The organism is Streptomyces sp. NPDC018833 (assembly GCF_044390825.1).
Taxonomy (GTDB): domain Bacteria; phylum Actinomycetota; class Actinomycetes; order Streptomycetales; family Streptomycetaceae; genus Streptomyces.
The window spans coordinates 414,619-426,892 of the sequence record NZ_JBIRZM010000005.1; the positions used below are offsets into that span (position 1 = coordinate 414,619).

Below are 12,274 nucleotides of genomic sequence, written 5' to 3' on the forward strand. Positions count from 1 at the left end.
GGGGACACCATAGATCCGATGCCCGATAATTCGGATGCCTGCACCGGGACGCGCTGTGTACGTTCCACCGAGTGGAACCTTTGACCGACAAACAGATCCGCGCCTCCTTCGTCAACTGCACGAAGGGCGAGGCATCGCGTATGCGCCTGTCCGCGGACTTCCATGAACTTCCCTGGGACGACCTGGATTTCCTCGGCTGGGTCGACCCGGGCGCGCCGCTGAAGGCGCACCTGGTCCTGCCGCGCGAGGACCGGCCGGTCGGCATCACGCTGCGGATCCCCGCCACCGAGCGGACGAGCGCGCTGAAGTCGAGCATGTGCCAGGCGTGTCTCACCGGGCACGCGTCCTCGGGGGTGACCCTGTTCGCCGCGCCGCTGGCCGGTACCGCGGGCCGCGAGGGCAACACCGTGGGCACGTATCTCTGCGCGGACCTCGCCTGTTCGCTGTACGTGCGCGGCAAGAAGCAGCCGAAGCTGCGGCACGGCCGGTACGAGGAGAGCCTCACGCTCGACGAGCGGATCGCGCGCACGACGGCGAATCTGTCGGCGTTCGCGGACAAGGTACTGGGCCTGCGCTGACACCCCGCCGCGCCGCAGTCCGGGTTCGGGGCCTGCGCTGACACCCCGCCGCAGTCACGGCCGGGCGGTGGCGAGGACCTGTTCGATCGTGTCGGCCTGCTCCGCGGGCTTGTCGGGCCGGTGGCGCAGCACACGCGCGAACCGCAGTGCGACCCCGGCCGGGTAGCGGGGGGAGCGCTGCACCCCGTCGTAGGCCACCTCGACGACGAGTTCGGGACGGACGCGGACGGTGAACCCGTCGTCGTCGACGGCGAGTTCGCGCAGCCGTGCGGTCTGCCAGCGGAGCATCTCGTCGGTGAGGCCCTTGAACGTCTTGCCGAGCATGACGAGGCCGCCGTCCTCGGCGCGGGCACCGAGGTGGAGGTTGGACAGCAGCCCGGTGCGCCGCCCGTGTCCCCATTCGGCCGCCAGGACGACGAGGTCGAGCGTGTGCACCGGCTTGACCTTCAGCCATGACCGGCCCCGGCGGCCCGCGACGTACGGCGCATCGAGTGCCTTGACGAGGACGCCCTCGTGGCCGATGCGCAGCGTCTCGGTGAAGAACGCCTCCGCCGCCGCGACCTGCTCCCCGGAGGCGGGGTCGTCGACGACATGGCGGCGGACCCGCATCGGCCCGGGCACGAGCCTGGTCAGAAGTTCGTGGCGCTCGTGGCCGGGCAGGTCGAGGACGGGTTCGCCGTCGGCGGCCAGGACGTCGAAGTAGACGGGCGACAGCGGCAGGGCGGCGCGTGCCGCGTCGATGTCGAGGCGGGAGCCGACGCGCGAGGCGGTGTCCTGGAACGGCAGGGGGCGGCCGTCCGGGCGGAGGGCGATGACCTCGCCGTCGAGGATGAACCGGTCCCCGGCCATCTCCCGGGCGCTGTGGACCACTTCGGGCAGCCGGGTAGTGATGTCGTCGAGGGAACGGGTGTAGACCCGGACGTCGTCCCCCGTGCGGTGCACCTGGACCCGGATGCCGTCGAGTTTCTCCTCGACGGCGCAGCCGGTGCCGAGCGCCGCGACGGCCTCGGTCACGGACTTCGCGGTGTGGGCGAGCATCGGCTGCACGGGGCTGCCCACGCTCAGCCGGAAGCGGGCGAGGGCCTCGGGGCCGTCGGCGAGGAGGGCGCGGGCGACCCGCGGCAGTGAGCCGTCGAGCATCACGGCCCGGCGCACGTCGGCGGCGGGGGCTCCGGCAGCCTTGGCGACCGCCTCCAGCGCCACGGCGTCGAGCGCTCCCTGACGTACCTCTCCGGTGAGCAGCCGGATCAGGAAGTGCTGCTCCTCGGCGGTGGCGGCGGCCATGAGCATGCGCACCCGTTCGCGACGCTCTGCCTGGGCGCCGGGCCCCGAGACCTCGGCGAGTCCGGTGAGGGCGGCGTCCGTCTCGGTGACGGTCAGGCCGGGCGCGGCGGCCGGCGGTACGGGTTCCTTGAGCACGCTCCAGCCGATGCCGATACGGCCCTGGGGGACGCGTCCGGCGAGGTACGAGATGACGAGCGCGACGTCCTCGGGGCGGGCCTCGGTGAAGAGCTCCCCGAGCGCGGCGATCTTCCCCGAGCGGGCGGACGTGGCGGCGACCTCTCGGGACACCTCGGCGAGTCGGGCGAGGAGCATGCGGCCATGGTGCCTCGCTGCCCGGCCCCCCGCACCCGTTCCCGCCTCCCGGGACCCGGCACGCGCCGCGCCCATGCCGCCCCCTGGACCGGGCGGCGACGGGGCCGGAGCCCCACGCCCCCGTCGGGGCGCCGCCCCGAACCCGCGCCCCACGCCCCCGTCGGGGCGCCGCCCCGAACCCGCGCCCCACGCCCCCGTCGGGGCGCCGCCCCGAACCCGCGCCACGAACTCCCGCTGCGGCCGGCGCCTGGGTGGTGACCAGCGGAGCTCAGGTTGCTCCGGGAGCCCGGACCCCCGTCGGGGCGCCGCCCCCGAGCGCCGCGGCTCGAACATTCCCGACGGCCCCGGCGCCCGTGGGTGGGTGTCCCCCCGTGAAAGCCAGGGGGTGGCCCCAGGGGGTGAGGGTGCCCGGCGGGGCCGGATCCCTCCCGCACCTGGAGCGCCGCCCGTCAGGTCGGCTCGGCCGCAGGCGCGTAGCCCACGCCCCCGCCACGGCGAACGTGTCCGGGGCTGTGCAGGACATGTGCTCGCGGCGTGGCCCCGCAACGGCCGGGTACCGTCTCCCGACCGTTCCCCCAACTCCCCTATTGTTCCGTCGACTTGACCACTCGACACAAGGACAGATGCCCCATGGGGACGTTCCTGCGCATGGCCGTGACGACGTTCGTCGCGACCGGCCTGCTCGCCGCCGCGCTCGCTCCGGCCGAGGCGGCCACACCGGCGGCGGACCCGGGGCAGCTGCCCTACTCCGCGACCACATGGGTCGGCGTGCACAACGCCTACGAGCAGGCGAAGTACCCGTACTTCGCGGACGCGCTCGACTCCGGCGCCGGAATGCTGGAGATCGACGTCTGGACGAACGCCTTCGGCAGGTCCTGGCGGGTCTCGCACAGCAATCCGCTGGGGAACGACAACAACTGCGTGGGCGCCGCGCACGCCGGCGAGCTGCGCTCGAAGCCGAGGAACCGGGACCTCGGCGGCTGCCTGGCCGACATGCGCGCCTGGCACGACGCCCACCCCGGGCACCGTCCGGTGCTCGTCAAGATGGAGCTCAAGGACGGCTTCCGGAACACCAGTGGCCGGGGCCCCGACGAGCTGGACGCGCTGCTGACCGCGAAGCTCGGCGATGCGCTCTTCCGTCCGGCGGACCTGGCCGGCGGTCAGCAGGACCTCGACGCGGCCGTGCGGGCGAACGGCTGGCCGGCCCGTTCGGAGATGGCCGGCCGGTTCGTCGTCGAGCTCATCCCGGGCACGGTCGAGGAGGGCAATCCGGCCGATACGCTCCTGACCGACCGCGAGTACGCCCAGCACCTGCGCGATCTGAAGGCCACGGGCCGTCTCGGCGAGGCCGGTGCGTTTCCGGCGGTGCACAAGGCGGCCGCCGGCGACCCGCGCAGCCGGTATGCGGACGCCTCGATCCGGCCGTGGTTCGTCGTGTTCGACGGTGACGCGAGCACGTACGCGGGCGGATCGATCGACACATCCTGGTACGACCGCAACCGCTACCTCGTCGTCATGACCGCCGCGCACCAGGTCGCGCCCGTGATCGACGGCACGAACCCGGCCGAGGCGCAGGCTCGGGACCGGGTCGCCCTGCTGGCAGGGCGGCACGCGAACGTGGTGTCCGCCGACTGGTATCCGCTGCCGTCGGTGCTGGCGACGGTGACACCCCGGGGAGCCGCCCAGGAGGGAGAGCCTTACGGCGAGTAACACGCATCACGGAAGATCGCTGTCGATGACGAGAACACCGAACGGTGGTTTATCGTTCATCTATACGCGGGGGCCGGCCTGACAGCCCCGGACCCCGCCCTCTGACCGCCCCGGCCGGAAACCCCCGTCCGGCCGGGGCTCCCCCCTCCCCCGCCCCGGGCCATTTCGCGGCTCGGGGCGTTTTTCGGTCACCGGCTCGCCGCCCGAAAAGCGGACGACCGGACCCGAAGCGCGGAATTCACGGACCCCACCGGGCATGCGTCCCTTTTATACCGAAATGCAATGCCGCAAAGGTCTGGCCATCCAGCCTCCTGAGTTCGAAGGTGGGTGATGCAGGTCACACGCGCCACTGGTGTTGCTCGCGTACGGGTGAGCCCTGCCGTGACGTCGTCCCATGCAGAAGGAGCAGAACCGCACAGCAGCAAGAGGAGCGAGCGATGTCACCCTCCATCGAGCAATCCGTCGTGGCCCGTCTCATCAGCGACGCGCCCCACTCCCTGGCCGTGCCGGTGATTCTGCGGTACCGCGACACCGACCCGCTCGCCGTCCGTATGGTCTTCCCCCCGGAGGCCTGCCTCAACGACACGGGCGTCACCTGGACCTTCGCCCGCAGCCTGCTCGATGCCGGGCTGCGCGCCCCGTCCGGTGACGGCGACGTCCACATCTGGCCCTGCGGACGCGTCCAGACCATGGTCGAGCTGCGCTCGCCGGAGGGCGTGGCCCTGCTCCAGTTCGACACCGCGACACTGCGCCGCTTCCTCGTCCACGCCTACGCGGCCGTACCCGCCGCCGCCGAGAGCTCCGCCATGGACATCGAACGGGCGCTCGCCGCGCTGCTCGGGGAGGCGAGGGGCTGACACGACCGCCGGGACACCGTAATACGGTCGGGGTATGACAACTGTCGTCCCCGGTGCGGGTGCAGGGCCGCTGCTGCGGGGCTGGCGCGAGCAGCGCCGGATCAGCCAGCTGGAACTGGCCCTGCGTGCCGGGTCCTCGGCCCGCCACATCAGCTTCGTCGAGACGGGACGCGCGCGGCCCAGCGAGGAGATGATCCTCAGGCTCGCCGACCATCTCGACGTCCCCGTACGCGAGCGCAACAAGCTACTACTCGCCGCAGGTTACGCCCCGCGGTACACGGAGACACCCGTCGACGACCCCTCCATGGGCGCCCTCCGCAACGGCATCGAACGGCTGCTGCGGGGATACGAGCCGTATCCGGCGCTCGTCGTCGACGGCTCGTACACCGTCGTGGCGGCGAACCGCGGCATCGCGATGCTGCTCGACGGCCTGCCGGAGCACCTGCTCACGCCCCCACTGAACGGCATGCGGATCACGCTGCACCCCGAAGGGCTCGCCCCACGCATCCGCAATCTGCGCCGGTGGCGCGGTCATCTGCTGACGCAGATGGAGCGCCAGATGGCGCTCGCCCGCTCGCGGGCGCTGCGCGATCTGTACGACGAGGTCGCGGCCTACCCCCTGCCGGAGGCGGGCGACGGCCCGGACGACCGGGGGGACCGAGAGGACTCGGAGCCGTATGTCGCGCTCCCGCTGCGGATCGAGCACAAGGGGCGGGTGCTGTCGTTCGTCTCCTCCATCTCGACGTTCAACACCCCGATGGACGTGACCGTCGCGGAGTTGGCCATCGAGACGTTCCTCCCGGCCGACCCGGCGACGGTCACGTACCTGCGGTCGCTCACGCCCTAGCCGTCGCCTTCAGCGCCGACCACTGCAGGGCGGCGAAGCCCGCCACGGTCACGGCCTGGAGGACGGTCCACACCGCGCCGGCCGGTGTCGGCTCCAGCCAGAGCGCGAGTGCGGCGAGGCTGAGCGGGGGCCAGACGATGTTGGCGTCGATGACGGCCTTGACCAGTGGCACGGGCGGGTGGGCCCGGGCGGCGAGCAGACCGATGGCTCCGCCCAGCACGGCGAGGAACACCCCCACGCCGAGCAGGAGCAGGTCGTCCACCCCGAGGAAGCGGCCGACCGGCCCGGACGCGGCGGCGTACGCGAGCCCGTTGGCCCCGGTGACGGCGGCGTCCAGAGCGAGGAAGCGGCGTAGCATCGTCCGGGGCTCGGTGGTACGGGAGATGCCGGCGAGCAGGGCCTGGGACATGAGGGATCAGCCTCCATCGAGGTCGTACGGACGGGCCGGAGTCCGGACGGAGTGCGCCGCCCGGCTCCGGTGACCTCAGACTGCCGTCCGGCCGCGGGACCGTCGATTACGCCGGAGGTAATGCGCGTCAGGCCGCGGCGTGCGGGGTGATCACCGTGACGCCCGTGCCGGGCGCGGTGTCCAGTGCCATGAGCGCGTCGGGTACGGCGTCGAGAGTGATCTCCGCCGTCACGAGCAGCTCCGGGCGCAGCGCACCGGAGGCGACCATCGCCATCATCGCCGGGTAGTCGTGGGCGGCCATGCCGTGGCTGCCGAGGATCTCCAGCTCCAGGGCGACGACGCGGTCCATGGGGACATGCGCTCCCGAGGGCAGCAGGCCGACTTGGACGTGGCGGCCCTGGCTGCGCAGGCTGCGGACGGAGTTCTCGCAGGTGACGGCCGCGCCGAGTGCGTCGATCGAGAGGTGGGCGCCGCCGCCCGTGGCCGCGTGGACGGCCGCGGGGACGCCGCCGGCCGGCAGCGCGGAGGCATCCACGCCCGCCTCGGCCCCGACCCTGCGGGCCATCTCCAGCGCGCCGGGCGACACATCGACGGCGACGACGCGGGCCCCGCACGCGGCGGCGATCATCACCGCGGAGAGGCCGACTCCACCGCAGCCGTGCACGGCCACCCACTCCCCCGGCCGCACCCTGCCCTGGCCGACGACCGCCCGGAACGCCGTCGCGAACCGGCAGCCGAGGCTCGCGGCCGTGGCGTACGGCATGCCGTCGGGCAGAGCCACCAGGTTGGTGTCGGCGTGGTGCACGATGACGTACTCGGCGAAGGAGCCCCAGTGGGTGAAGCCGGGCTGCTCCTGGTGTTCGCAGACCTGCTGGGCGCCCCGGGCGCAGGCGCCGCAGCGGCCGCATGCGCAGATGAACGGGACGGTGACCCGGTCGCCGGCCGACCAGCCCGTCACATCGGGGCCGGCGGCGGCGATCAGTCCGGACAGTTCGTGGCCGGGGACGTGCGGCAGGGCGATGCCGGCGTCGTGGCCCATCCAGCCGTGCCAGTCGCTGCGGCACAGTCCGGTCGCCTCGACCCTGATGACGACGCCGTCACGCGCGGGGACGGGGTCGGGAACCTCCCGTATCCCGGGCCGCCGGCCGAATTCGTCGAACACCACCGCACGCATGTGTCACCGCTCTCCTCGGCAGGCCCTGATCTTCCGAGATCTTCCGAGCCGGCATCAGGCTGTAGAAAATCACATGGTCTCGTCCGGCGGGGAACCCTCAGGAACTGGGACTTCTTCTTCCGCATGGCGGTCCCGCCGGGAGAACTCCCGCACATTCTCCGGCCGGGCGAAGACGCGCGGCCCGATCGGGACCTGCGGCCCCTCGCACTCCCGCAGCCAGCGCCTGAGCACCCGGTGAACCTGCTCCGCCCCCACCAGTTCGCCCCCGGGCGGCACCGGCGGCGACAGCTCCAGCGGCGACAGCAGAAACGCCTCCGACTGCTCCCCGCCGAGCCCTCCGTGTGAACCGATCTGCTCCTCGAAGGCGTGCACCACGCCGGTCCTCGGGTCGTACATCGAGTTCACCATGATGTCCGCGACATGCGGGAACGCGTCGGTGCGCCGTACGGCGTCCACCGCGCCGGGGCCGAACGGGGCGAGCGGCCCGCCGTCGCCCTCCTTCAGGTCGGCGAGCGGCACGGCGACGCCGCCCGGCGTGAGCACCACCGATCCCTGCTCCTCGCTGTGCACCAGCAGGAACCCGATGCCCGGATGGTTCGCGAGGGTCGACAGCAGCGCGGGATGGCGGCGTTCGATCTCCTCCCGGCTCACCCGGTGGGGCACGTGTGGGAACGAGATCAGGGCCAGATTGCCCGAAGCCAGCACGATCGGATCGGAGCCCGCCGCGGACTGCTCCAGCTCCCCGTCCTCCTCGACGTCCCGGTGCAGTGCGGTGCGCAGCGCGTCACGGGCCGCGTCGCGGGCCTCCGCCCCGCTCTTGGAACGCTCGGCACGGCGCGGCACCGGCAGCCCGCAGCCGGCACGCACCAGATCGCGCAGGGTCAGCCCGTACGCGTCCTCGAAGCTGCTCCCCGGACTCTGGCCGTGGTCGGACAGCAGCACGATCCGGTAGTCGCGGGGCGCGTGCTCGGCGACCTTGGCGATCAGCGCGAGCGAGCGGTCCAGCCGCTCCAGCACTGCCTGGGCGTCCGCGCTGTGCGGTCCGGAGTGGTGGGCGACCTCGTCGTAGGCGACCAGGTCGGCGTAGACGGCGGTCCGGCCCGCGAGCATGTCCCCCATCACCGCGGCCACCACCACGTCGCGTTCGACGACGGTGGCGAACGCGCGGATGAACGGGTAGAGCCCGCCGCGGCCGACCCTCGGCTCGTCGCCTCGCAGTCGTGCACGCGTCGACTGACCGATCTCGCGGGCGACCTCGGCGACGAACGACACGGCGGTGCGAACGGCGTTCGCCGGATCGGAGAAGTACGCGAAGTAGCCGGCCCGCGAGCGGTTGGCGTGCCCCCGGCGGGCCGCGACGGACAGGACCAGGGCGACCTGGTCGGCGCCACCGGTGAACAGGTTGCCGCGGCTCGCCCCGTCCACGGTCAGCAGCCCGCCGTCGGCCGTCCGCTCGACGGCACGGCGCTGGAGCTCGGCCGCGCTCGCCGGGCGGTTGCTCACCACGATCCGGCGCCGGTCCTTCTCGTACCAACGGAAGGCGGGCACGTCGTGGTTGGAGCCGTGCAGGATGCCGAGTTGGCTGGCGCCGGTCTGGCTCGACCAGTCGGTCCGCCAGGGGGTGAGCCGGTGAGTGTCGCCGAGCCAGCTCGCGACGGTGGGCATCACCCCGCTGTCGGCCGCCCGTCGCAGCACGTCGTGGCCGACACCGTCGAGCTGTACGAACACCGTGCCCGGCGAACCGGAACGCCCGGGGTCCTCGCCGCGGCGGCTGCTGTGGCGGTGGGCCAGGCGCGAGAGCCTGCGCCGGTAGGCGTCGTCGTCGCGGACGGCGAGCGCGGTGGACGTCGCGGACGCGACGGCAGACATCACGGCGGCCACCACGACGGCGGTCTCCGGGTTCGCGGTGCCGCGGCCGTCCGGAATCAGCCACAGGGCGATGAGCAGCAGCGAGCCGTTGAGGAAGAAGACGAGCAGGCCGAGCACGAGCGCGGGAACGAGCAGCAGGGCCCGTACGATCACGGGCCACACGAGCGCCCCGAGCAGGCCGAAGGCGCCCGCGCCCCAGCCGGCGGTGATCGCCGTCCGGGTCACGCTGTCGCCGTCGGCGGACTGGAGGCGGAAGTCGGGCAGCAGCCCGGCGAGCGCCAGCATGGTCACGGTCGACACGCCCCAGACCACGACGACCCGGAAGACGGCCCTTCCGGCAGTGCGCCACCGCCCTGCGACCACGCGTGTCACCTCACCCCTCCAATTAGGCCTCCAGCGTGGCACAGCGCGGCGCCCCTGGGCGGGGGTCTGCCGGGAGCGGCTGGTCGTGTGCCCGGGGCACGACGCTCGCGGCGCCGGGGCCACGACGGATCGCCGCGAGAGCGCACTCGGTGCAGGGGTCCGCCGCGGCCAACAGCCCGGACCGAGGACCGGTCCCGGCCGGGGGCATCTACCCTCGTACGGTACGGGGGACCTGCTACGAGGAGGCGTCGCGTGCCGGTGGAGATCACCTGGTGGGGTCATGCCACCTGCACGATCGAGGACTCCGGGGTCCGGGTGCTGACCGACCCCCTGCTCGTACGGCGGCTTGCCCATCTCCGCAGGCGTCGCGGCGCCCTGCCGCCGGTCGAGGCCACTGTCGCCGATGCCGTGCTCGTCTCCCACCTGCACTCCGACCACCTCCATCTGCCCTCGCTCGCACGGCTCGCACCCGGCACCCGGCTGGTCGTGCCCGCCGGCGCGGCACGGTCGGTGCCGGGGCTGCGGCGGGTCGCCGCGGCGGCCGACCTGCGCGTCACCGAGGTCGCGCCGGGCGACGAGGTGCGCGTCGACGACCTGCGCGTACGGGCGGTCCCCGCGCGGCACGACGGGCGCAGACTGCCCTGGGGGCCGCACCGCTCCCCCGCGCTCGGCTATGTGGTCAGCGGCGAGGCCGACACGTACTTCGCAGGCGACACCGGTCTGTTCGACTCCATGGCCGACGAGGTCGGTCCGGTCGATGTGGCGCTGCTTCCCGTCGGCGGCTGGGGCCCGTACCTGGGTCACAGCCATCTGGACGCCGGGCGGGCGGCGGAGGCGCTCGCCTCCCTCTCGCCCCGCGCGGCCGTGCCCGTGCACTACGGCACGTACTGGCCGATCGGCATGGACGGCGTCCGGCCGCACGAGTTCTACGCGCCCGGCGACGAGTTCGTCCGCAAGGCCGCACGGCTCGCGCCGAAGGTCAGCGTGCACCGGCTGGGCCACGGCGAGCGCATCAGGCCGGAGGCCGGGCGGTGACCCCGGGCATTCCGGCGATTGCCGCACAATTCGCGGAGGTGACAAGGGAGTTGCCGCCGGAGTCGACACAGCAGGCGGTCGGCTATCCCTCGTTGTTCCTGCTGGTGGCGCTCGGGGCGCTGGTACCGGTGGTGCCGACCGGCGCGGTGGTCAGCTCCGCGGCGGTGGTGGCGGTCCATCAGACGGCACCGTTCGCCCTGCTGTTCGTCTTCCTGATCGCGTCGCTGGCCGCGTTCGTCGGGGACGTGGCCCTGTACTGGCTCGGCCGGCGCGGGGTCGGTTCCCGGAACGGTTCGCGCTGGCTGGCCGCGCTACGGGGGCGGGCCGCGCCCGACCGGCTGGAGCAGGCGCAGGAGAAGCTCGCGGAGCACGGGGTGACGGTGCTGGTGCTCTCGCGTCTGATGCCGGCCGGGCGGATCCCGGTGATGCTGGCGTGCCTGCTGGCCCGGATGGAGCTGCGCCGCTTCATGCGCGGTGACGCTCCGGCGTGCCTGGCGTGGGCGGCGACGTACGGGCTGATCGGCATTCTGGGCGGATCGCTGTTCGCCCAGCCGTGGCAGGGCGTGGTCGCGGCGGTCGCCCTGACCGTGCTGGTCGGCGGGGCGCCGGCGGTGTGGCGCAGGATGCGGCAACCTGGCACCCGCCGACGGGCGTGATACCGGCCGGCGGGCGCGGGGAGACGGCGCACGGGCGCGAGTCGGCGGGCGTGCGGACCGGCCGCCCGTACGGCCAGGGTTCAGGCCGCCGTACGACCAGGGTTCAGGCCGTCAGCACCCGTGAGCCGCCCACGGGAAGGTCCCACAGCTCGTCGCGCGGCCGGCCCGTGCGGTACCAGGCCGCCAGCAGTCGCTGGAGCGGTTCCAGCACGGGCTCCGCGGACAGCACGAACGTCGCCCAGTGCATGGGCGCCATGTTCCGTGCGCCGAGGTCCTCGAAGGCGCGCACCGCCTCCTCCGGGTCGGTGTGCACATCGCTGAGCCACCAGCGCGGAGCGTATGCGCCGATGGGCAGCATGGCCAGGTCGATACCGGGGTGACGGCGGCCGATCTCCTTGAACCAGTGCCCGTAGCCGGTGTCGCCCGCGAAGTACACAGACCGCTCCAGTGCGTCGGTGAGCACCCAGCCGCCCCACAGCGAGCGGCAGGTGTCGAGAAGGGTGCGCTTGGACCAGTGGTGGGCAGGTACGAAGTCGAAGCGCACACCGCCCAGTTCGGCTCCCTCCCACCAGTCGAGCTCGGTGACGCGCGTGAAGCGGCGGCGCCGGAACCAGCCGCCGAGCCCCGCGGGCACGAACAGCGGTGTGCGGCGGGGCAGCCGCCGCAGCGTGGGGGCGTCGAGGTGGTCGAAGTGGTTGTGGCTGATGACGACCGCGTCCACGGGCGGCAGATCCTCCCAGCGCACCCCCACCGGGGTGATGCGCGCCGGGGTGCCGAGGATGCGGCGGGACCAGACCGGGTCGGTGAGGACGGTGAGCCCGCCGATGCGCAGGACCCAGCTGGCGTGCCCGGCCCAGGTGACGGCGACGGTGGTGGTGTCCGCCTCGGGCAGCGTGCCGGGTGCGAAGGGAAGCAGCGGGATGTCGCGCAGCCCCGCGGGACCGGGCCGTACGGCGCCCTCCCTGGCGAACCGGGCCAGGGCGCGGACGCCCGGGAGAGGAGCGGTGAGCCGGTCGGCGAAGGATCGCGGCCAGATGCGGATCTCGCCGAGGGGGCGGGTCGTGGCGGGCGGGGGCGCCGTACGGCCCGGGCGTGTGCCCGCCGGATGCTGTGCGGGTCCGCTCTGTTCTGCCTGCTCCGTCATCTCTGACTGGTCCGTCATCCAGGGTCTCCCGTCAAC

Annotated in this window: 11 protein-coding genes; 6 read left to right on the top strand and 5 right to left on the bottom strand. The window is 73.2% G+C overall.

The window, feature by feature from the left end:
* Positions 1-71: 71 nt before the first annotated feature.
* Positions 72-578, top strand: coding sequence for an FBP domain-containing protein (locus ACH5AF_RS13930; protein WP_398901837.1), 507 nt, complete (start codon positions 72-74; stop codon positions 576-578).
* 54 nt (positions 579-632) lie between these two features.
* Here the strand turns inward: ACH5AF_RS13930 and ACH5AF_RS13935 are convergent, their stop codons facing one another.
* A complete protein-coding gene (locus ACH5AF_RS13935; RefSeq protein WP_398901838.1) occupies positions 633-2,174 on the bottom strand; it encodes an ATP-dependent DNA ligase in 1,542 nt (513 codons plus the stop codon).
* A 630-nt stretch (positions 2,175-2,804) separates the two neighbouring features.
* On the opposite strand from ACH5AF_RS13935, the gene ACH5AF_RS13940 reads away from it, so the two are divergent.
* The 3 genes from ACH5AF_RS13940 (at position 2,805) to ACH5AF_RS13950 (ending at position 5,588) form a co-directional block, all read left to right on the top strand.
* Positions 2,805-3,884, top strand: coding sequence for a phosphatidylinositol-specific phospholipase C domain-containing protein (locus ACH5AF_RS13940; RefSeq protein ID WP_398901839.1), 1,080 nt, complete (start codon positions 2,805-2,807; stop codon positions 3,882-3,884).
* Positions 3,885-4,321: 437 nt separating this feature from the next.
* A complete protein-coding gene (locus ACH5AF_RS13945) occupies positions 4,322-4,741 on the top strand; it encodes an SsgA family sporulation/cell division regulator (protein ID WP_398901840.1) in 420 nt (139 codons plus the stop codon).
* Positions 4,742-4,775: 34 nt separating this feature from the next.
* Positions 4,776-5,588, top strand: a complete 813-nt coding sequence (locus tag ACH5AF_RS13950) for a helix-turn-helix domain-containing protein (protein ID WP_398901841.1) — start codon at positions 4,776-4,778, stop codon at positions 5,586-5,588.
* On the opposite strand, the gene ACH5AF_RS13955 is transcribed toward ACH5AF_RS13950, so the two are convergent.
* The 3 genes from ACH5AF_RS13955 to ACH5AF_RS13965 form a co-directional block, all read right to left on the bottom strand.
* Positions 5,578-5,997, bottom strand: a complete 420-nt coding sequence (locus ACH5AF_RS13955) for a hypothetical protein (RefSeq protein ID WP_398901842.1) — start codon at positions 5,995-5,997, stop codon at positions 5,578-5,580. The genes ACH5AF_RS13950 and ACH5AF_RS13955 overlap by 11 nt on opposite strands.
* A gap of 127 nt (positions 5,998-6,124) precedes the next feature.
* Positions 6,125-7,171, bottom strand: coding sequence for a zinc-dependent alcohol dehydrogenase family protein (locus ACH5AF_RS13960; protein WP_398901845.1), 1,047 nt, complete (start codon positions 7,169-7,171; stop codon positions 6,125-6,127).
* Between the two features lie 69 nt (positions 7,172-7,240).
* On the bottom strand, positions 7,241-9,403 hold the full coding sequence (locus ACH5AF_RS13965; protein WP_398901846.1) for an alkaline phosphatase family protein: 2,163 nt from the start codon (positions 9,401-9,403) through the stop codon (positions 7,241-7,243).
* A 252-nt stretch (positions 9,404-9,655) separates the two neighbouring features.
* On the opposite strand from ACH5AF_RS13965, the gene ACH5AF_RS13970 reads away from it, so the two are divergent.
* Entirely contained in the window at positions 9,656-10,438 is a 783-nt protein-coding gene (locus tag ACH5AF_RS13970) for an MBL fold metallo-hydrolase (RefSeq protein WP_398901847.1), read from the top strand.
* Positions 10,439-10,476: 38 nt separating this feature from the next.
* A complete protein-coding gene (locus ACH5AF_RS13975) occupies positions 10,477-11,094 on the top strand; it encodes a DedA family protein (protein WP_398901849.1) in 618 nt (205 codons plus the stop codon).
* 103 nt (positions 11,095-11,197) lie between these two features.
* On the opposite strand, the gene ACH5AF_RS13980 is transcribed toward ACH5AF_RS13975, so the two are convergent.
* Positions 11,198-12,256, bottom strand: a complete 1,059-nt coding sequence (locus tag ACH5AF_RS13980; protein WP_398901850.1) for an MBL fold metallo-hydrolase — start codon at positions 12,254-12,256, stop codon at positions 11,198-11,200.
* Positions 12,257-12,274: the final 18 nt, after the last annotated feature.

Excerpts from the sequence above, each read along its gene's own strand:
- ACH5AF_RS13935 (WP_398901838.1), bottom strand. The coding sequence starts at position 2,174 with ATGCTCCTCGCCCGACTCGCCGAGGTGTCCCGAGAGGTCGCCGCCACG.
- ACH5AF_RS13940 (WP_398901839.1), top strand. The coding sequence starts at position 2,805 with ATGGGGACGTTCCTGCGCATGGCCGTGACGACGTTCGTCGCGACCGGC.
- ACH5AF_RS13950 (WP_398901841.1), top strand. The coding sequence starts at position 4,776 with ATGACAACTGTCGTCCCCGGTGCGGGTGCAGGGCCGCTGCTGCGGGGC.
- ACH5AF_RS13955 (WP_398901842.1), bottom strand. The coding sequence starts at position 5,997 with ATGTCCCAGGCCCTGCTCGCCGGCATCTCCCGTACCACCGAGCCCCGG.
- ACH5AF_RS13960 (WP_398901845.1), bottom strand. The coding sequence starts at position 7,171 with ATGCGTGCGGTGGTGTTCGACGAATTCGGCCGGCGGCCCGGGATACGG.
- ACH5AF_RS13980 (WP_398901850.1), bottom strand. The coding sequence starts at position 12,256 with ATGACGGACCAGTCAGAGATGACGGAGCAGGCAGAACAGAGCGGACCC.
- ACH5AF_RS13945 (WP_398901840.1), top strand. The coding sequence starts at position 4,322 with ATGTCACCCTCCATCGAGCAATCCGTCGTGGCCCGTCTCATCAGCGAC.